Genomic DNA, 18,635 nt, shown 5'->3' with positions numbered 1-18,635 from the left:
AGAGACGCGATGAAATTTACCGCGGAGACAGCGATGGCGACCTGTGACCCGCATTTCGCGCGCTAAGGCGGCCGGAGTTCCTTGCGATCGTATGGAAGGAAGCCGCGGGCAGCAGACCAGGATTGCGGCTCCGGCGTCGGCTCCGGCGCACCAAAGCAAAATAAGGGGTGCACAATGTGCACACCTGTGCTCCGGACTCGGTTGTACCGGTGCCGGACCTCGCCGGATCGGCGAGGTTTGCGGGGGAGTGGCGGTTTTCAAGGGGAGGCGCCCGGTTCGAGTCCCACCTCGGGCACAGCATTCCCCCTCGTCAGAGGGGGTTTTTGCGGGATACGCCCAGCGACTCGTCCAGGTGCTCCAGCGCCCATGTCATGGCGTCGACGGCGTGTCCGGCCCCTCGTGCTCGGGCCGGGGCCGGTCGATGTACTGGGCCGGCCAGGCCGGACGCGCTCCGCATGGAGCGCAGGAACGGAGTCGACAACCGCAGGGGACGTCCCTAGTCTGGGGGTGAACCGGCGGATGGAGGTCGCTAATGTCTACCATCGATCTTATCGGGAGCACGAGACTGGTCGCCGACCTGGTGCGCGGCACCGAGGACGCCCAGCTCGACGCGCCCACGCCCTGCGAGGACATGCCGGTACGTCTGATGCTGGCCCACCTGCACGGCCTGGCCATCGCGTTCCGCGATGCGGCGCGGAAGATCAATGGCCCCACCACCAACACGCCGCCCGACCCCAGCGGTCTCGTCCTTCCAGCGAATTGGCGCGAGCTCATCCCGGCACGCCTCGAAGAGCTCGCCGCGGCGTGGAAGGAAACCGGGGCGTGGGCCGGCACGACGGCGGCCGGCGGCGTGACCATGCCCGCCGAGGACGCGGGACTGGTCGCCCTCGATGAGGTGGTGCTGCACGGCTGGGACCTGGCCGTGGCCACGGGACAGGGCTACGAGCCGGAACCGGAGGCCCTCGACGCGGTCGAGGCGTTCTGCGCCGGCATCCCGGACGACCCCGACGCACGGAACGGACTGTTCGGCCCGCGCATTGCCGTCGGCGAAGGAGCCGGACAGTTCGAGCGGGTGCTGGGGCTGGCCGGACGGGACCCGCGCTGGCGGCCGGAGACCTGAACACCCGCCTCGGACGTTGTCATCCCATCCTCAGGCTGCTGCAGGGGTTCGCGGCGGGTAACCGGGGTGCGATGCTGGACAGAGGGAAGGTTTCCGATGGGCATCTGCAACAAAACGCATCCTGGCGCGGTTGGTCAATGCGGCTGTATGCCCGGCCGAAGGTGGCGTGTACGGTGTCCACACCCGTGACCAGATGATGCCGTTGCTAGTTGCGGGCTTCCTCCGTGCCTATTTCTGCTGACACGAGTTCATGCAGCCACGAGTCCTATGTAGGAGTTGGGTTTAGTCGACTGCCATTTCGCCCAGCTTTGACCAGCCTTCGACTCTGACGTTGATTATGTCGGGCGTCGCAGAAAGGTAGGTGGGAAGTTCGGTGGTGGCTTTTCTGAAGTGGGCCGACTGCACGTGTTTGGAACCGGACTCGTCGTCGCGGAAGGCTTCCACTAACACGTAGGTATTGGGGTCTTCGAGAGAGCGTGACCATTCGAAGACGAGGCAGCCTTCTTCTGCGTTCGTGGTTTCGGTGAAGTCCTTGGTGATGTCGGCCCAGTTGTTGGCGTGCTCTGGTTTTACTGGAAATTTTGCGGTGATGAAAATCAATCTAGGTCCTTTGGTGAGGCAGGTGGGCACGGCGGTAGCCCGTTCCGATGGGATCGTTTTCTTAGGCTGTGCGGACGGGACGGCTTGGGTCGTCTGTGGGAGGCACACGGCGGGGTTTGCTGACGAGAGTCTGTATGCGGTCTCCGAGTAAGGCTGAAAGCCATCCGAGGCCGGTGCCGATGATGAGGGAAACTGTGGTGGGCCAGAATGACAGCTGTGCTCCGAAGAACACCGCTGTCCCTGCGAAGGCGCCGGGGATAAAGGACAGTGGTGCCCACCCTGCTTGCAGGCACATGGCCAGGGCTGCGACGGATACACCAATGGCGAGCATGCCGGGGAAGTCTGCCATGCTGGTCAGCAGTGCTATCAGCCACCCGTACGTGACGCCGGAGAGGTTGGACGCCAGTCCCTTGGCAAATCCGGGTGCACCTCCTCCTGCGGCGAAGAAAACGTGTCTACTCTCTTTGAGGTGTGTCGTATTCCCCCAAGGTTGGCTGCTAGGGCACGAGGATGGCCCGGCCGCGGACCTTGCCCGCGTCGAGGTCGCTGATTGCCTGCTGGAAGTCGTCCAGGGCGTATTTCTGGGTATGAAGCGTGACGGCGCCGCGTGCTGCCAGCGCCATGAGGTCCTGGAGGTCGTTGTAGGAGCCGACGAGGTTGCCGATGATGTTGATCTCGGCCGAGACAATGTCGATAGTGGGGACGTTGATGTTCTCGCCGTAGCCCACCACATAGTAATCTCCGGCCCGGCGCAGCATGGCGACGCCCTGGGCGGTCGCGCCGCCCTCACCGACGAAGTCGATGAGTGCCTCAGCTCCTTTGCCATCGGTCAGCGCAAGGACTTGCTCGACCTGGGTTCCGTCGGCCAGAACGCCTTCGTGCGCCCCGATTTCCTTGGCAAGGTCCAGGGCGGCAGCGTTACGGTCGACGACAATGATGCGGCCCGGCGTGAGCGCTGTGAGAACCTGGATTCCGATGTGCCCCAATCCACCTGCGCCGATGACGACGCAGGTGTCCCTGGCCGTCAGGCGCTTGGCCGCTTTGGCGGCTGCGTGATAGGCGGTCAGGCCGGCGTCGGCCAGTGCCGCGACGTCGGCGGGCTCCAGCGAGTCGTCGATTTTTACGACCGATCGGGCGGATGTCAGAAGGTATTCTGCGTACCCGCCGCTGGTGTCGATGCCGGGGAACTTGCTCTGCTCGCAGTGCACGTCGTCGCCGGAACGGCAGGCGCGGCAGAGACCGCAGGTGATGAGTGGGTGCAGGATGACTTTGTCGCCTTCCTTCACGTTGGTGACGGCGCTACCGACTGCGTGCACCCATCCGGCGTTCTCGTGGCCGATGGTGTAGGGGAGGTGAACCTGGGATTTTTCGGCCCACTGTCCTTCGAGAATGTGCAGGTCGGTGCGGCAAACGCCGGCGCCGCCGATTCTGACGACGACGTCCAGGGGGCCGGTGACTACAGGGGCCGGCACTTCTGCCATTTTCAGGCCTTCGTGGTAGCCGACTACCTGGACGGCTCGCATGGTGCTCATGAGTGAATCTCCTTGACTTTCAGCGGAAGTAGGTTGTGGTGGTCTTTGGCCTCGGCACCCTCGGGCCGTGCGCTCTGGTCCGCGCCGGAGCCCTCATAGCGTGTACGCAGCAGACCCCGGCAGAAGTGCGCGTTTCCGTCAATGGAGATGCGGGTCGAGCGTGCCCGGCGAAGTGCCATTGGGACGGCCTCAGGTGGATAGGGGTGGCCTTCGTGGTTAACCAGGACTATGGAGTCCGCAGCCTCGGGCAGGCCGAGCGCTGAGCGTCTGCGCAGCAGTGCTTGCTTGTTTCTTCCGGCCGGAAGGTCCCGGAGGCGAACGGTCCCCATCTGCGTTTCCAGGAGTTCGGCGTTGGCACGAAGGAGGTCGGTGAGGCAGCGTTCCATTGCAGCGGTGTGGGCCTTGCGGCGGAACGTCCACCGCAGCTCGTCCAGGCTGTCCTCAGCTTCGTGCAGGAACGTGCCGCGGTACCCTGCGTCTGCGGCCAGCCCGGCGTTGATGAGGTCGGAGTCGTGGTGGTCGTCCAATTCGACGACCACCTGCGCCACAGCGGGCAGTGCGGAGATGGCGTCCTTGCTGTCGGAGGCCATGAGGTAGGCGAAATTTGGCGAGCAGAAGGAGGTGGGCAGGCGTAAGTGCACTTCGACCTGCGCACCCCCACCAGCGGTTTGGACCTGAATGGAACGGATGAAGCCCAGGTCGGTGATTGGTTCATCCAGTTCCGGGTCGATCACGGATTCCAAGGCACGGCGGATGTCCTCCTCGGTCACATCCATCTGGGTTTCAGCTGCAGGATCGCCGATCAGGGCTGTCATCGCACGCCTGCCAGATCTGCGCGTTCGGGCTGTCGTGGTCCTGTCTTTGTCTCGTCCGCATCCGGGAGCTGGAGTTCTGCAGGCACCGGGATGCCGTACATCTTTGCGGCGTTCAGTCCCAGGATCTTTTTCTTCTGGGTGGTAGTGAGCGGGGCGTATTCGGTCATGTCTTCCGGGATCTGGAAGTCCACGAAGCGCTCGATCAGCCAGCGGGGTGTCCATAGCGCGTAGTCGCTGGAGAACTGGATCCGGTCCTCACCGAGCCAGTAGATAAGCTCGCCGATGATCTGGGCGAAATACCGCGGGCGGGTGTGCATGAAGGGCATGGCAACGGCAAGTCCGCCATGGACATTGGGTTCCTGGGTGGCGATCCAGCAAAAGTCTTCCAGCCGGGGCAGGCCGACGTGCTCGACGATGAAGTTCAGGTCGGTAAAGTCCGATGCCGCGTGGTCGACGTCGGCGACATCGAAAGCGTCCCGGTCCAGCGGGCGGATGGTTGGTCCCTTGTGGATGTGGATGTTCTTGATGCCCAGCTTGCGGCACTCCTCGAAGTACCGGTAGGACCAAGGATCCGAGAGCTTGTAACCACGGGAATCGCCGTGCCATTCGGCGGTGTACAGCTTTACTCCTTTGAAGCCCATCTTTTCGTGGTCGGCGCGCAGTCGGTCAAGGCCTGCCTCGCCGTGGCGGGGGTCGTAGCAGTGGTTGTACGTGAGTTTGCCCGGATTGGCGGCGGCGAGGCCGTACGCCTCCTCGACCTGCGCGAATCCGTTTTTGTAGAACGCGCCGAGATAGGCCGGCTGGAAGATGGCATGGTCGACGTACCCGTCTTCGAACAGGTCCTTCATAAGGCGTGCGCCGCCCTGATAGAGGTATTCCTCGTAGGACCACTGTTCCTCGTCGGGGGAGAGGTTGCGGTGGTAGTCGTAGAAGCAATCGATGAACTGCTTGCCATGGATATTCCGCTGGTTTTCCGGGCGGGCGTCCCACAATGCGATGTGGGCGTCGACAATGAAGTAGTTTTCGCCGTCTTTGCTGTACATGTCTGGTCTCCTTCTCGCAACTGCCGTAGTCGCGACACCATCGAGGCTAGGCCGAGGGAACAGCTGTCAACATGTGGTCTGTGTCTCATTTTGAGACGGTTCTCCTCAGCCGGGGAGGGGAGGACGCAGTAACCTCGAATTATCGAAATGAGGAGGACGGCGATGACGCCGAACAAGGGAAAGAGGCTTGATAACCTGGCCCAAAACCCTAAAGCGGGCCAGCTCGCCATTCCTGCCAAGCGCCTGCTCGCTTCTTGGCAGCGAAGCGAGGAATACGGGGTCTCACCAGAAGAAGTGGACCCGATGTGGGCAGGCTCCGCAGAGACCGACTCTCTGTTTTTCCAGTGCGGCCAGGAAGTGCTCACTGGTCTCTACAGCACTCTGGAGAACGAGCCCCTCAGCCTCATGCTCACCGATGCCGAGGGCTTGCTCCTGAACAGGCTCAGCGGAGACACGTCCCTCTTACGGGCACTCGATAAGGTTCACTTGGCGCCAGGATTCGCGTTTTCCGAACGAGATGCAGGGACCAACGGGATGGGGCTCGCGCTGGCTGACCGTACCCCGACCCTTGTTCGGGCCGAAGAACACTACAGCGCCAGCCTCCGGACCTACACCTGCGCTGCGGTCCCGGTCTTCGATCCGGTCAGTGGATTGCTGGAAGGCAGCGTCAACATCACCACATGGTCCCGCTCGTCCCCGCAACTGCTGCTGGCGTTGGCTGAATCAGCGGCCGGCAACACCTCCGCCCTGATGCTCGCAAGGTCACAGGGCCGCAAGGAAAAGGCCGGACCAAAGGGCGGCGTCTTCCGCATCCAGAGGGGCAAACTCGAACCGGCGGCCGGAACAGTGCGCAGGATGTCGTCAGCCTGGACAAACGCCCTAGATCAGGCGACTCACGCCCTGGCTGCCGGACGGGTTGTTGCCGCCGTAGGGGAGCAGGGTACGGGGCGCGCGACGCTGCTGGCACAGGCAATGCGGCAGGTTCACCCGGGGAGTCGCATCCTCTCAGCTGCCGTGCCCGCCCCTGGTGACGTCGAGGCTTGGCTGTCACTGTGGACCCCCGAACTGGCCAAGCCAGCAACCGCTGTTATCGTCGAGAACGTAGACCTGTTGCCTGCGTGGGCAGCGCAAGAACTCCATTCCCAGGCCGTCCGCGCAGTTCGGTCGCTTCCTGTGTCCCATAGCGGAAACGCACCGATGTTCGCATGGGCGGTCACAGCCGCAAGGCTCGACGACATCCCGCTTCCTTTGGCAGGCATGGTAGACACGGTGGTTTCCACTCCGGCACTGCGCGAACGTGGCGACGATATTCTGCACTTGGCTAGGTACGCGGCCCGCCAAACCCGTTTGAGAGAAATTGACTTTACGACCGCCGCGGAAAAAGCACTAATGGCCCACGGTTGGCCGGAAAACATCGACGAACTCTTCACCGTCATCCATGCCGCCGCTGCCCAGACAGAGACCATCGACATCAGCCATCTACCCTCTTACCTCCTGGGAGGGCGCCGTCTACAGCTGAGCCGGATTGAATCTGTCGAACGTGACGAAATCGTCAGGTGTCTCTCCACGCCGGGGGCAACGGTAAGCGGGGCGGCAACAGAACTGGGCATCAGCAGGGCGACCATCTACCGGCGCATCGCCAGGCTAGGCATCACAATCCCGAGATAACAGGTCTAGCACCCGTCCGTACGGTTCGAAAGAAGAGCCAGTACCCGGTTGTACTCCCTTGCGCGTGCCCGCAAGGCTTTTCCTAGCAGAAACTAGGGTGTGTGGCCGCCTTAGGGGACGCTAAAGGGCTCAGCACTCCGGTTTTCGCCGGACCGCGGGTGGCGATCCAGGGCAGCGCGCCGGCGATGATGGCACCGGAATTCGCCGTAAAGATGATGTAGGGGCACCGAAGAGGCCTGCATCAGGCGGCCGAATTTCGTCGAAGGTCTTGCCGGAGGCGTCAGCGAGACAGCAGCACGCCCACCTGGGTCCGGATATCCTGCACAATCTCGTCGATGCTCAATCCGGCGTTCACGCTCGCCGCCATGCTGAGGAACATGATGGCGCTGATGATGCGGGCCGTCGTAGCGGCATCATCCGCCCCGACCAGCGGCTGCCTGCCCAGGACGGCAGCGATGGCCTCCTCGGTCTGCGCGACGATGGACAGAGCTTCAGCGTGTCGGGGCTCCGCGGGATCGCCGAAGACCATCTCCCGCAGGTAAGTGCGTCCGTTGTCGACCTGGACGCGGTTGCATTCCACGATCGGCCGCACGATGGCCAGCACCGCATCGAGGACATCCGATATGGTTTCGGCATCCGCCCGACCCCGCTGGAGCGCTTCGGCGTAGTGGGCGTTCTGCACGAGGAGGAGGAGTTCGCCTTTGGTCTTGGCGTACAGGAAGAGGGTCCCGGTGCCGATGTCCGCTTTGTCGGCGATCTGCTGGGTCGTGACGTCCTCGATGCCGTGCGCGGCCAACAGCTCGCTGGCCGCGGCAGTGATGCGGTCCAGCTTTTGCTGCTTGTTCCGCTCGCGCCGTCCGACCGGCTGGGAGGCGAGAGACATGGTGATGGATCCTCCGGAATAGATTCTGACTGCACTCAGTTATGAGTGTAGTCACTACTGTGTGGGTTTGAATTTTCTTCTTTCATTCTCCCATGCAAGGGCCCAACCCCAGTGTTCCGCCCGGCACGGTGGTGGCGCTATTACCCAACCACCCAAAGGATCGCACGCATGACTTCCTCCCTCTGGCAACCATTCACCCTCGGCAGTGTGGAGCTGCCGCACCGGCTCGCGCTGGCCCCGCTGACCCGGAGCCGGGCGAACCCTGACGGCACCCCTGGCGAGCTGGCCGCGGAGTACTACGGCCAGCGTGCCTCACTCGGGCTGATTATCACCGAGGGCACACAGCCGTCCGAGGACGGCCAGGGCTATCTGAACACCCCCGGCATCTACACCCCCGAACACATCGAGGGATGGCGAAAGGTCGCCGATGCGGTGCACGCAGGCGGCGGGGCACTGTTCATCCAACTGATGCACGTCGGCCGGATGGCGCACCCGGATAACACCGCGCACCACCGCCAGCCAGTTGGCCCGTCGGCGATCTCGGCCGATCAGGACATGTTCACTCCAACGGGCCCGCAGAAGACTCCCGTGCCGCGTGAGTTGGCTGCCGAAGACATCCAGGCAACTATCGCCGGGTTCCGCCACGCCGCAGCCTCCGCTATCGCAGCAGGAGCGGACGGCGTGGAGATCCACAGCGCGAACGGGTACCTGCTCCACCAGTTCCTCTCGCCGAACTCGAACCACCGCATGGACGAATACGGCGGATCCGTGGAGAACCGGTCCCGGTTCGTCGTCGATGTCGCCCGCGCGGTAGCAGACGAGATCGGCGCAGGCCGGACCGGAATCCGCATCTCACCGGCGTTCCCGCTCGGCGGAATCAACGAAGGGGACCCCGCCGACGTCCGGGCACAGTACCGCCACCTGGTCGGCGAACTCGCCACACTGGACCTTGCATACCTGCACGTACACCACATCGGTGACGATGAACTGCTGCGGTCCTTCCGCGACGCATGGCCTGCGGCCATCCTCGTCGTCCGGTACGGGCGCGACCGCGAGCAAATCGCCGACGACATCGACGCCGGACTTGCGGACATCGCGCCGCTCGGCCGATTCGCCCTAGCGAATCCCGACATTGTCGAGCGCCTGCGCACCGGCGCAGCGCTTAACGAGCTAGACCTGGCCACCCTGTACGGCGGCGGCGCGGCCGGGTATATCGACTACCCCACTCTGGCACACGCCTAATCGTCTGCCGCGAGCCGTCCGCCACCGACCTTACATACCCCGCACCGACAAGAAAGAAGAAACGCTAATGCCCTCACTCAACGGAGCTGTCGTCCTCATCACCGGAGCCAACGGCGGGATCGGCACGCAGTTCGTGCACGAAGCCCTCGCCAGGGGAGCCGCAAAGGTGTACGCCACCGCCCGCACACCCCGCACTTGGAACGACGAGCGCATCGTTCCGCTCGCCCTGGACATCACCGACTCGGCCTCCATCCAGGCAGCGGTCGAGGCAGCACCGGATGTGACTGTGCTGATCAACAACGCCGGCGCGTCGGTCCCCAGCCCCGGGGTCCTCACCCACACGGACGAGGAAATCCGCAGCAACGTCGAGACGAACTTCCTCGGTCCCCTCTTCGTAGCCCGCGCATTCGCTCCGGTCCTGTCAGCAAAGGACGAAGCGACGATCATCGACATCCACTCGGCCCTGAGCTGGTACGCCGTCGCTGGCATCTACAGCGCCACCAAAGCCGCCCTCTGGTCTGCGACTAACTCCCTCCGCCTCGAACTCGCTCCCGCCGGCGTGCACGTCGTCGGCGTCCACGTCGCATACGTCGACACCGCGATGGCCGCGCACGCCACTGACCCGAAGCTCGACCCGGCCGTGCTGGTGCGCACCGTATTCGAGGCCATGGAGGCGGGGGAGTACGAGGTCCTCGCCGACGACACGTCTGTCCAGCTCAAGGCCGGACTCAGCGCACCCCTCGAAGCGGTCTACCCGCAGTTGGTGGACACGAACGCATAAGCGAACAACCGGTGCCACCGCGTTCACCAACAGTGAGCGCGGTGGCACCATCCCTGCCAAAGGGCGCCGCGGCCCACGATGCCCAAGAGACGACGGAACGGGTGGGGGTGTCTGAAAATCGGTGGATCCGGGGTCGGCCTGACACGCCGGGGTGATCACCAGCTGCAGCGCAACGAGGCCCCACGCCATGGCCCTGCCCGCCCGTATTCACGGGCGGGCAGGGCCACAGTGCCTTTCTGCTCTGTTGGCGGAATCTTGTCAGTACGTGCTGGTCAGTGGGTGAGGAATTCTACGGCGACGGGGGAGAATCGGTCGTGGAACTGGAAGATCCCGCCGTGCCCCGAGTCGGGGTAGATGATCAGCTCGGATCCCTTGATGCGCCGGTGCAGGTCCTCGGACAGCATCGACGGCACCATGCGGTCGTTGTCGCCGTTGGCCATGAGGGTGGGGTTGGTGAGCTTCGACAGGTCCGACGGCGCGGAGCGGCCGAACTTCTGGATTGCCTTCAACTGCGTCTGGAAGGCTTTGGTGCTGACCGGCTTGTCGCGGTCGGCCGTGCGCTCCTGCAGGCGCTTGATGAACGCCTTCGCGGCGGGCTTGCCGGTCGCGTTGCGGTTGAAGAACAGGAACTCCTTAGGGTCCGCGCGCGTCAGGGTCGCGCGGAGGACGTCCCAGCCGTTGCCTCGATGCTGTCGGGAACCTGCCCGGTGGAGGCGCGATGCCGGCCTTGGGCCCCAGCTCACGGTAGGCGTAGGTGACGCCACCGGCGGTGATGGTGCGCCGCTTGCGCGTACGAGGTGACGGCAGCGCCGTTCGGAGTGTCGAAGCTGCTCATGCTGGTTGTCTTCCTGAGTGGTCTGTGAGGTGAAAGGCTGCTGGCGGCTCAGGAGGGAAGGGTGACGACGGCTTTGCCGCGGATGCCGCCCTTGGCCAGCGACTCGAGCGCCTGTGGGGTCTGGGCGAAGTCGAAGACCTGTCCCACGACCGGGCGCAGCACGCCGTCGTCAACCAGGGCGGTGATCTGGCGCAACTGGTCGCCGCTGGCACGCATGAAGAGGAACTCGTAGCTGACGCCGAGCTTCTTCGCCTGCCACCGGATCCTGCTGCTGAGCCCCGCGACGGCCAGGCGCAGCACAGGGTTCAGGCCGGCTTTGCGCGCGAAGGCCGGGTCCGGCGGTCCGGCGATTCCGATCGCCTTCCCGCCGGGCTTCAGGATGCGCAGTGACTTCACGAGGTTCTCCCCGCCGAGGCTGTCGAGCACCAGATCGTACCCGGTGATGTACTGCTCGAAGTCCTGCGTGCGATAGTCGATCACCGTGTTCGCGCCGAGGTCTCGCACGAAGTCGGCATTGGAGGCACTTGCGGTGGTCGCGACGGTGGCGCCGAGGTGCTTGGCGAGTTGGATCGCGATCGACCCAACCCCGCCGGCCCCGGCGTGAATGAGAACTTTCTGCCCCGGCCGCACGTTGCCTTGCTCAACGAGGGCCTGCCACGCCGTAAGTGCCACCAGCGGTAGCGAGCCGGCCTCCTCCATGCTGATCGATGCGGGTTTCAGTGCCAGATCCGCCTCGGTGATGGCGATGCGCTCGGCGAACGTGCCGATGCGGTCTTTGTCGGGGCGGGCGTAGACCTCGTCACCGGGCTTGAATCCGCGCACCTTCGGCCCGACGCGGATGACTGTGCCGGCGACATCGTTCCCGAGGATCAGCTGGAGCTTGTACGGGAGGATCTGCTTGAACTCACCCAGGCGGATCTTTTCGTCCAATTGGTTGAGTCCAGCTGCCTGGACTTGGACCAGCACATCTCGGTCGCCGACGGTCGGCTCGGGGACGTCTGCTGCGCGCAGCGGCTCCCTGTACTTGGTAACGACGAATGCCCTCATGGCGTGCTGCTCCTCTGTGACGCGCGATAGACTAAAAACGAGTTAACTCAATTGTGAGTGCACTCAGAAATATTGTCAAAGAGGGCCGTTAGGTGCCCGCGCGCATTTGAATGTTTCCGTGGACGTGCGACAGGGAGTTTCGCCAGCAAGCTGGCCTCCGGCCTCGGGCCATGAATGGCCAGACAGCCCTGCGGGCGAAGAACACCGAATCGAAGTCAGCCGCCTCTTTCTGCTGACACGAGTCCTATGTGACATGACTTTCGATTGCAGTCATGCGCCGACGTGGCGGTGTATTTACAGCGCCAAATGTCATTCTGGGTGCCCCTTAAACCGATCTCCGAACGGGTGCGCCAGTGTTTGACGGTCATGGAGTGTCTCAGGAAGCGAGCCTTCAGGCTTGCCAAAAGCGACGCAGGTTGCTGCGGGGATCCAGCTCCACACGGGACACGACGTCCAAAACCATCGTTTTTCGCTCAGGTCCGTACGCGGGCCAGCGCGGCAGCCCCGGTGCTGATGGTATTCCGTTCCGAGCGAAGGCCGCCCATGCGGAGCTTATGTTGTCGCTCAATCCTTTCGGCGGGTTCTGTCCCACCAGGAAGCGAGCCTGCTGGCCGTCCAGGTGCCGGAAAACGAACGGTACCTCGAGAGTGTGGCAGGCGCCGAGCCTGCCATCCAAGGCTGGTGTGGCCCAGGCGAATAGGTAGCTGAAGCTATTTCCGGCAGCGGAGACCCGGGCATCCAAAAGCCGGTTGCTGGGCTGGCGGTAAAGTATGTCCGCGAGGCAAGCTTCCATAAGCTCCTTGCCCGTTGGTTCAACGTCCATGCAATCGGTGAGAGCAGCGGCGTATCCTCTTGCTGCCACGGCAGGGTGCGCCGAGCGTGCGGCCACCAGCAGACCAACCCGATCTTCTAGGCGCGGTGGGTCGTTGGGATAAGAAGGCCGCATTTCCACAGCGAACGATCCTTCATTGAGGTTGGTGCCAATCAGCAGGTCCACTGCAGAGCTGCGCCCTTCGCGGACCGCGTCGAGAGGACAGGCCGGCAACGAGGGGGTCCCCACAGTGGGCTTGAACGGCAACGGCACACCGAAGTCGCGCTCCGCCTCGGCATCGACCAGCAATTTTTGGGCCTCTAATAGCCGGCCGGCGGGGAGGGTCAGCAGATCGCCGGCCCGGGACGCCTCCAACCCGCAGTGGCCCAGGAATTGCCGGGCCACAGCAGCGGATTCCCGCGTCGACCTGAACCGTTCGGCGGTGCCGCTCTGCATGATCGCACGGCGAAACAGCCCTTCCGACGCTGGCATGCCCAGCAAGGTACCCACGGCCGCCGCACCGGCGGACCCACCGAACACCGTGACGTTTCCAGGATCCCCGCCAAACGCGGCGATGTTCCGGCGCACCCAGCGAAGCGCCTCGAGAATATCGAGAAGCGCCACGTTGGACGAGTCGGCGTATTCGGGCCCCAGCAGCTCGGGCAAGTGGAGGAACCCGAACGCTCCCAACCGGTAGTTGACTGCAACCACCACGACGTTCTCCGCCCAAGCCAAGCTGCCGCCGTCATGCAGTCCGCCATTGTTGGAGCCGCCCAGATATGCGCCGCCGTGGATCCATACCATCACTGGGCGGGCGGCGGCGTCGATCCCGGGTGTCCAGATGTTGAGGTTGAGGCAACTGCCCTCATCCCACAGGTCCGACGACTCCATGAACGGGTCGGGGTTCTGCGGCGCCATGGGCCCGGGCCGTGTGCAATCGCGGACCTCCGCCCAGGGTTGGACGGGAACGGGCGGCAGGAAGCGGCGTCCCGCAGTGGGTTCGGCGTACGGGACGCCGAGGAAGGTGTGCAACGGGCCGCCGTCGACAGCAAGTTCACTTGTTCGGATGGTGCCGCAAACTGCTCCGGAGGCTGAAGTGGCGACAGTCATGCCGAGCAATCCCGTTTCGGATTCCCGCCCGCCGCTGTCTGCGGTCTCGGCTGCAGGGAGCGCCGGAATTCATCGATGCGCCACCACATGGAGCTGGCCAGATAACCGCCATCGGAAGCGCTGACAGCCACCGGATGGAGAACTTTGCACCGAGCGACTGGATTGGGACGGGTTGTGAACATGGCATCATCATCGCCACCGGTGCCCTCGCAAGGCCCCGTTGGTTTCAATGGATGGAATAAAACGTTCGACGACGCTGCGCAGGCCTGAATGGCACGGACAACTGCTTCTTCGTGGTTGCTAGATTGAGCCTCTTGGGCTGAAGATTCCATACAGCTGCGCGGCGTGGAGGAGGCAGTTCGCAGCGTGGTCTTGGCGCTCCAGCAGGCGGGATGCGCCGGAGCCGATGGGTACGCCGCAGAACGCGGCGGGTCTACGTCTGTCCATGACTAGCCGTTCATGGGCCCCTCGGCATGGATTTCCTCTGCGCCCGGACCCTCCACGTGCACGGTGCAGCGCACGGTTATCCGGCCCCGCGCTGATTCGCCCGCATCGATCAGGGAATTGTCTTCCGAAACCACAGTGAAGACCGCCGTGCTGGGATCGATTTGCACGCCTTGGCGGGCTGCATCCTGTCGCGCGTTCTCCAGCGACTCGTCCCTAATCGTGGCCAGGTAGTCTTCGTCCCCGGCGCGTGCGGAGTCTCCGAAGGCCCAGCCGAAGATGGTGTTGTTCCCGTTCATGGCCGCCAGCTTACCCGCTGGCTCGCGCTCCGAGGCGTGCTCGGACCGGCGGGACACTGACCTGGGATGGTTTGATTAGTCCGTGCTCCGTCTAAAACGCCTTACTGTTTTCAGCCTGTTCGCGATTTGCGCCATCACCGCGTTCTCGTTCTGGGGACTCCGTCACCCCGGCGCGGACACCCGCGGGACCCTCCCCCCACCGCCGCGAGCGGGGACGAAACTTGAAGCGTTGTCCACCGGCATCACCACCGCCGTGAACGTAACCCGGAGCCCGGATGCCCAGTGGCTCATCCGGGCTGCCGCGCAAACGGGGATCCCTGCCCGCGCGCTCCGGGCCTACGTTGCTGCGGCCGTCGCGGCCAACGATTCCGCTCCGCTGTGCGGGATCGGCTGGAATACGGTGGCAGCCGTCGGCTCCATCGAATCAGCGCACGGAACTTACGGCGGCGGCAGCCTTAACACCGCAGGGCAAGCGAGCGGCCCGATTGTGGGCCCGAGTCTCAACGGCGCCGGATTCGCCGCCATCGCGGACACGGATGCCGGTACCCTGGACGGCGACGCCCGCTGGGACCACGCCGTCGGACCCATGCAGTTCATTCCCTCCACCTGGCGCATTGCAGGGCGGGACGGGAACGGGGACGGAACGGCGGACCCGTTCAATATCGACGACGCCGCCCTCAGTGCGGCGACTTATCTGTGCGCCCACGGCCGTGACCTCTCAACCGCGCAAGGGTGGACGGACGCCATCTACGCCTACAACCAGTCCGATCCCTACATCCGCCAGGTGCGGGCCCAAGCCACCGCATATGCCGCGAAGACGGGCACCGACGAATGAGTCCACGGGCTGATGGCCCATGGCGGTGAAGCCAGGGACGCCCGGTGAATCCACGAGGTGCTTTAAGGGGCTGGCGAGGAGCTCGAGCGCCGTATTGATGGGGCATCCGCTACGCGGCTCCGTGTACATCGCGGCTTGATCCTCCCACCGTCGGTCTTGAGTGGTTGGGCTCGATCACCATAAGGTGATGCGAACGACAAGCACTTCAGGAGATGACATGTCCCTCGTCCGCGTGCATAACTTCTCGGTCTCCCTCGACGGCTTCGGCGCCGGCGAGGGTCAGCAACTCGACGCTCCGTTCGGTCACGCAGGCTCACGGCTGATGGAGTGGGCTTTCGAGACGCGCACCTTCCGCGAGATGGGCATCCCGGGGGAGTCGGAGGGATCCCTCGGCGTCGACGAGGCGTTCGCCAGCCAGTGGGGACCGGGGATTGGCGTGGAGATCATGGGGCGCAACAAGTTCGGCCCTCAACGCGGTCCCTGGGAGGACGAGGAATGGAAGGGATGGTGGGGCGACAACCCTGTCTTTCACACCCCTGTCGTTGTTCTGACACACCATCCTCGGCCGGTACTCGAGATGGATGGCGGAACAACCTTCCATTTCGTTGACGACGACCCCGTCTCCGCGCTCAAGCAGGCTCGCGCCCTGGCCGGCGACCTCGACGTCCGGATCGGTGGCGGCGTCAGCACGGTTCGACAGTTCCTCGAGGCCGATCTGATCGACCACATGCACATCGTCCTCGTGCCAATCGTCCTGGGCCGGGGCGAACGGCTCTGGGATGGACTCGAAGGACTCGAGCAACGCTTTGAAATTGAAGCGACCCCTTCTCCAAGCGGCGTCTTCCATCTAGTCTTCACTCGTCGCACAGCCCGCTAGGCCGACTTGGGAGCGACCGCCGGCGGACGAGCGACCGTGCCCGCATCCGGTCCGGCGCCCGGCGGGAATTTTCGGTCAGGGCCGGCGTTAGGTGTGAGTATGAAAGCAATCGTGTACCGTGCCACCGGCGATCCGTCTGTTCTAGAGCTCGTCGACCGCGAGATCCGCGACCCGGGGCGCGGGGAGGCGCGGGTGCGGATCATGGTCTCCGCGGTGAACCCCACGGACTGGAAGTCGCGCCGCGGCGCCAAAAGGGGCGAGCCCTTGCCCTTCGAGGAGGTCGTGCCGAACCAGGACGGCGCCGGAGTGGTGGACGCCGTCGGACCCGGCGTCGAGCATCTCCACGTCGGTGACAGGGTCTGGGTGGCCTTGGCCGCCCACCAGCGCGCCGACGGCGGGACAGCGCAGGAGTTCGCCGTCCTGCCGGCCGAGCGGGTCTTTCCGCTGCCGGAGAACGCCGGGTTCGACCTCGGCGCAAGCCTGGGCGTTCCCGCGATCACTGCTCACAGGGCCTTGACCATCGCCGAGGACGGCCCGCGGCGCCTGCACCCGGGAAGCCTGGACGGCAAAGTAGTTCTCGTCGCTGGAGGGGCCGGCGCCGTGGGCCATGCGGCCATCCAGCTCGCCAAGTGGGCCGGCGCTGTGGTGATCACGACCGTGAGCGGACCGGCGAAGGCTGCGCTGGCCACGGCCGCCGGCGCCGATCACGTCATCAATTACCGGGAAACCCGCGCGGCCGCGGAGATCCGCAGGATCGCTCCCGAGGGAGTCGACCAGATCGTGGAGCTGGCACCCGCACAGAACGCGGAACTCGACCTGGCGGTGATCCGCAACCACGGCTCCGTCGCGGTCTACGCCAACAACGGCGGCGATCAGGTGACCCTGGACGTGCGCAGGCATTTCAGCCTCAATGTCCGCTACCAGTTCGTGCTGCTCTACACCGTTGGCATGGCGGCGGTGCAAGCCGCCGCCGAGGACATCAATGCAGCCATCGCCGACGGCGCCCTTCCGGTGGGAGAGACCGCAGGCCTGCCGCTGCATCGCTTTGACCTGGCTGACACGGCAGCGGCCCACGCGGCGGTGGAAGGGAGCATCGTCGGCAAGGTGCTGATCGATGTGTCAGCGGCCTAGGCGATAACGCTTCGGGACCCTCGCGGGGATCATCACACGGTGCAGCCGCGGGATTGAGCGGGCCGAGGAGTCCGGACTGCGCACCTATTGCCCGGTACAGCAGGCCGCGACACTGATCCGGTAGTCAGGCGCGATTACGTCTGGTGGTACCGCGATCCACCAAGGCCGTCGACAGAACACCGGACCCCGGACGCGATCCGCCGCACCGGGCAGGCCAGACTGCACGCGTGGCTGAGAAGCACGAGGCACGCTCGTCCGCCGCGGTCGCCCATGCGGCCCTAGATGCGGCGAAGTCCCAGCACACCACGGCCGCGGCCCAGCCCCTCGGGGAATAGGGAGCTCACCGGGAGGTCTGACGGGACCGCACCGGAACAGCACCCACATCACCACCTTTTGGATGGCCTCAGGAATGTCCACGGGAACTGTCACTGGATGCAGAATTCGTTCCCTTCCGGGTCGAGCATGGCAATGTGCCAGCCGTCGTCGCCGTCGTACACCGTCGCGAGCGTGGCTCCGGCGTCCACGCAGCGTTCGGCGTGGGCAAGGGCCACGCGGCGTCCGTCGGCCCTCGACTCGGCACCCTTGCTGACATTGATGTCGAGATGGACCCGGTTCTTCGCCGTATTTCCTTCGGGAACCGGCTGAAAGAACAGGCGGGGCCTTTGGCGGCCGGGTCAATGACAGCGCCACGCCACAGCTCCTCCGGGATGCCTTGGTTCGTGGCAAATTCCGCCCAGCTCGAAAATCCTTCGGGCGGCTCCTGGAGGCTGTAGCTGAGGGCCACCGCCCAAAATCGGGTCATTGTCTCGATGTCGTGGCAGTCAAAGGTCACCTGGAATGGGTAGGACACGGGGCCGCCCTCCGTTTCGGATGCAACAACTATGCCACGGGCCTGCGGCCGCGTGCCGATGGCAGCGGCGGAGGTGTGAGGGGTCCGCCGGCCGTTGTCGAGTGCACCCCGGATCACATCCCAGCCCCAAAACTAGGCCGAGACAGTCAAGCTTGCAACGGGTCATCTCTTGTAGTGCCTGATGCAGCGCAGCTAGTCAGCGACGCGTCGGTACCCCGCCGCTGACCCAGTCAGCGACCAGTCGCTGTATTCCTCCGCTGCTTTTTCCCACGCGAAGTGGCCAGCGTCGAGAGGATGCATCTCGCTGTTCGGTAGGAGGCCGTCCAGGTACTCGCTGTTCGACCACGGCACGAGGTCGTGGTGGCGGCCCGCCGTGATCTGGGTCGGCGTGGTGATGGACGGCAGCAGATCGCGATATTCGTTCTGGCGCCGAGAGTGCGCACGTCATCCAAAGTCGGGGCTTCCATGATGTCCTTCCGAGTCTGCCTTGTTGTCCGCGTACCTCACCCGCACCCCGTTGCGGACTTCGAAGTACGGCGAGACCCTTGAGGATGTTGTGCCCATTGAACTTGCCGCTTACGTTGCCAGTGGATCGCTGCTAATTTGGCATCATCGGCTTGCCTCGCCCGCACTCCGGGTGTTGCAAGACATGGTTTTTTAGGAGGTTGTTTTTGTGAACGAACATGCCGAACTGCCCTTAGCCGATTACGAC

Annotated in this window: 16 protein-coding genes and 2 pseudogenes; 7 read left to right on the top strand and 11 right to left on the bottom strand. The window is 64.4% G+C overall.

Annotated elements, in window-relative coordinates:
* Positions 1-532: 532 nt before the first annotated feature.
* A complete protein-coding gene (locus BM372_RS11805; protein WP_090955430.1) occupies positions 533-1,120 on the top strand; it encodes a TIGR03086 family metal-binding protein in 588 nt (195 codons plus the stop codon).
* Between the two features lie 282 nt (positions 1,121-1,402).
* On the opposite strand, the gene BM372_RS11800 is transcribed toward BM372_RS11805, so the two are convergent.
* The 5 genes from BM372_RS11800 to BM372_RS11780 form a co-directional block, all read right to left on the bottom strand.
* The gene (locus BM372_RS11800; protein WP_090955427.1) at positions 1,403-1,720 is read right to left on the bottom strand and encodes a putative quinol monooxygenase; all 318 of its coding nucleotides are present in this window, start codon (positions 1,718-1,720) and stop codon (positions 1,403-1,405) included.
* 61 nt (positions 1,721-1,781) lie between these two features.
* Positions 1,782-2,309: a DUF1097 domain-containing protein gene (locus BM372_RS21235; RefSeq protein WP_371261732.1), complete on the bottom strand. Its 528-nt coding sequence runs from the start codon at positions 2,307-2,309 to the stop codon at positions 1,782-1,784.
* On the bottom strand, positions 2,218-3,252 hold the full coding sequence (locus BM372_RS11790) for an NAD(P)-dependent alcohol dehydrogenase (protein WP_218160874.1): 1,035 nt from the start codon (positions 3,250-3,252) through the stop codon (positions 2,218-2,220). Before BM372_RS11790 ends, BM372_RS21235 begins: the two co-directional genes overlap by 92 nt.
* Positions 3,249-4,067 carry a metal-sulfur cluster assembly factor gene (locus tag BM372_RS11785; protein ID WP_090955423.1) on the bottom strand — a complete coding sequence of 273 codons (819 nt, stop codon included), beginning with the start codon at positions 4,065-4,067 and terminating at the stop codon, positions 3,249-3,251. Before BM372_RS11785 ends, BM372_RS11790 begins: the two co-directional genes overlap by 4 nt.
* Positions 4,064-5,110 carry an amidohydrolase family protein gene (locus BM372_RS11780; RefSeq protein ID WP_090955421.1) on the bottom strand — a complete coding sequence of 349 codons (1,047 nt, stop codon included), beginning with the start codon at positions 5,108-5,110 and terminating at the stop codon, positions 4,064-4,066. Before BM372_RS11780 ends, BM372_RS11785 begins: the two co-directional genes overlap by 4 nt.
* 162 nt (positions 5,111-5,272) lie before the next feature.
* Here BM372_RS11780 and BM372_RS11775 point away from each other — a divergent pair, with 162 nt between their 5' ends.
* A complete protein-coding gene (locus BM372_RS11775) occupies positions 5,273-6,778 on the top strand; it encodes an AAA-type ATPase lid domain-containing protein (protein ID WP_090955420.1) in 1,506 nt (501 codons plus the stop codon).
* Positions 6,779-7,058: 280 nt separating this feature from the next.
* Here the strand turns inward: BM372_RS11775 and BM372_RS11765 are convergent, their stop codons facing one another.
* Positions 7,059-7,661 (bottom strand): TetR/AcrR family transcriptional regulator, encoded by a 603-nt coding sequence (locus BM372_RS11765; RefSeq protein ID WP_090955417.1) that lies wholly within the window; start codon positions 7,659-7,661, stop codon positions 7,059-7,061.
* Positions 7,662-7,829: 168 nt separating this feature from the next.
* Here BM372_RS11765 and BM372_RS11760 point away from each other — a divergent pair, with 168 nt between their 5' ends.
* Both BM372_RS11760 and BM372_RS11755 read left to right on the top strand, forming a co-directional pair.
* Complete coding sequence (locus tag BM372_RS11760; RefSeq protein ID WP_090955415.1) at positions 7,830-8,903, top strand: alkene reductase; 1,074 nt, start codon at positions 7,830-7,832, stop codon at positions 8,901-8,903.
* A gap of 67 nt (positions 8,904-8,970) precedes the next feature.
* Positions 8,971-9,684, top strand: coding sequence for an SDR family oxidoreductase (locus BM372_RS11755; RefSeq protein WP_090955412.1), 714 nt, complete (start codon positions 8,971-8,973; stop codon positions 9,682-9,684).
* Positions 9,685-9,956: 272 nt separating this feature from the next.
* On the opposite strand, the pseudogene BM372_RS11750 reads toward BM372_RS11755, so the two are convergent.
* The 4 genes and pseudogenes from BM372_RS11750 to BM372_RS11735 all read right to left on the bottom strand — a co-directional run.
* Positions 9,957-10,358, bottom strand: a pseudogene (locus BM372_RS11750) (alpha/beta fold hydrolase); the annotation flags it as partial.
* Positions 10,359-10,567: 209 nt separating this feature from the next.
* Positions 10,568-11,566 (bottom strand): NADP-dependent oxidoreductase, encoded by a 999-nt coding sequence (locus BM372_RS11745; RefSeq protein ID WP_090955410.1) that lies wholly within the window; start codon positions 11,564-11,566, stop codon positions 10,568-10,570.
* A gap of 391 nt (positions 11,567-11,957) precedes the next feature.
* Positions 11,958-13,487, bottom strand: a complete 1,530-nt coding sequence (locus BM372_RS11740; RefSeq protein WP_090955601.1) for a carboxylesterase/lipase family protein — start codon at positions 13,485-13,487, stop codon at positions 11,958-11,960.
* A gap of 449 nt (positions 13,488-13,936) precedes the next feature.
* Positions 13,937-14,230 (bottom strand): hypothetical protein, encoded by a 294-nt coding sequence (locus BM372_RS11735; protein WP_090955600.1) that lies wholly within the window; start codon positions 14,228-14,230, stop codon positions 13,937-13,939.
* Positions 14,231-14,459: 229 nt separating this feature from the next.
* Between BM372_RS11735 and BM372_RS11730 the strand changes: the two genes are divergently transcribed.
* The 3 genes from BM372_RS11730 (at position 14,460) to BM372_RS11720 (ending at position 17,073) form a co-directional block, all read left to right on the top strand.
* On the top strand, positions 14,460-15,065 hold the full coding sequence (locus tag BM372_RS11730; RefSeq protein ID WP_371261729.1) for a lytic transglycosylase domain-containing protein: 606 nt from the start codon (positions 14,460-14,462) through the stop codon (positions 15,063-15,065).
* 217 nt (positions 15,066-15,282) lie between these two features.
* Complete coding sequence (locus BM372_RS11725; protein WP_090955406.1) at positions 15,283-15,942, top strand: dihydrofolate reductase family protein; 660 nt, start codon at positions 15,283-15,285, stop codon at positions 15,940-15,942.
* A gap of 99 nt (positions 15,943-16,041) precedes the next feature.
* Positions 16,042-17,073, top strand: a complete 1,032-nt coding sequence (locus BM372_RS11720) for an NADPH:quinone reductase (protein ID WP_090955400.1) — start codon at positions 16,042-16,044, stop codon at positions 17,071-17,073.
* A gap of 425 nt (positions 17,074-17,498) precedes the next feature.
* Here the strand turns inward: BM372_RS11720 and BM372_RS20860 are convergent.
* A pseudogene (locus BM372_RS20860) lies at positions 17,499-17,729 on the bottom strand (VOC family protein); the annotation flags it as partial.
* Between the last annotated feature and the right edge of the window lie 906 nt (positions 17,730-18,635).

Origin of the sequence: Arthrobacter sp. ov118 (assembly GCF_900116495.1) — a bacterium.
Classification (GTDB): Bacteria; Actinomycetota; Actinomycetes; order Actinomycetales; family Micrococcaceae; genus Arthrobacter.
This window is presented reverse-complemented; position numbering and strand designations above follow the sequence as displayed.

Bases quoted from the DNA above. Each gene is read 5' to 3' on its own strand.
- BM372_RS11745 (WP_090955410.1), bottom strand. From the start codon at position 11,566: ATGAGGGCATTCGTCGTTACCAAGTACAGGGAGCCGCTGCGCGCAGCA.
- BM372_RS11760 (WP_090955415.1), top strand. From the start codon at position 7,830: ATGACTTCCTCCCTCTGGCAACCATTCACCCTCGGCAGTGTGGAGCTG.
- BM372_RS11790 (WP_218160874.1), bottom strand. From the start codon at position 3,252: ATGAGCACCATGCGAGCCGTCCAGGTAGTCGGCTACCACGAAGGCCTG.
- BM372_RS11720 (WP_090955400.1), top strand. From the start codon at position 16,042: ATGAAAGCAATCGTGTACCGTGCCACCGGCGATCCGTCTGTTCTAGAG.
- BM372_RS11805 (WP_090955430.1), top strand. From the start codon at position 533: ATGTCTACCATCGATCTTATCGGGAGCACGAGACTGGTCGCCGACCTG.
- BM372_RS11740 (WP_090955601.1), bottom strand. From the start codon at position 13,487: ATGACTGTCGCCACTTCAGCCTCCGGAGCAGTTTGCGGCACCATCCGA.
- BM372_RS11735 (WP_090955600.1), bottom strand. From the start codon at position 14,230: ATGAACGGGAACAACACCATCTTCGGCTGGGCCTTCGGAGACTCCGCA.
- BM372_RS11765 (WP_090955417.1), bottom strand. From the start codon at position 7,661: ATGTCTCTCGCCTCCCAGCCGGTCGGACGGCGCGAGCGGAACAAGCAG.
- BM372_RS11775 (WP_090955420.1), top strand. From the start codon at position 5,273: ATGACGCCGAACAAGGGAAAGAGGCTTGATAACCTGGCCCAAAACCCT.
- BM372_RS11785 (WP_090955423.1), bottom strand. From the start codon at position 4,067: ATGACAGCCCTGATCGGCGATCCTGCAGCTGAAACCCAGATGGATGTG.
- BM372_RS11725 (WP_090955406.1), top strand. From the start codon at position 15,283: ATGTCCCTCGTCCGCGTGCATAACTTCTCGGTCTCCCTCGACGGCTTC.
- BM372_RS11755 (WP_090955412.1), top strand. From the start codon at position 8,971: ATGCCCTCACTCAACGGAGCTGTCGTCCTCATCACCGGAGCCAACGGC.
- BM372_RS11780 (WP_090955421.1), bottom strand. From the start codon at position 5,110: ATGTACAGCAAAGACGGCGAAAACTACTTCATTGTCGACGCCCACATC.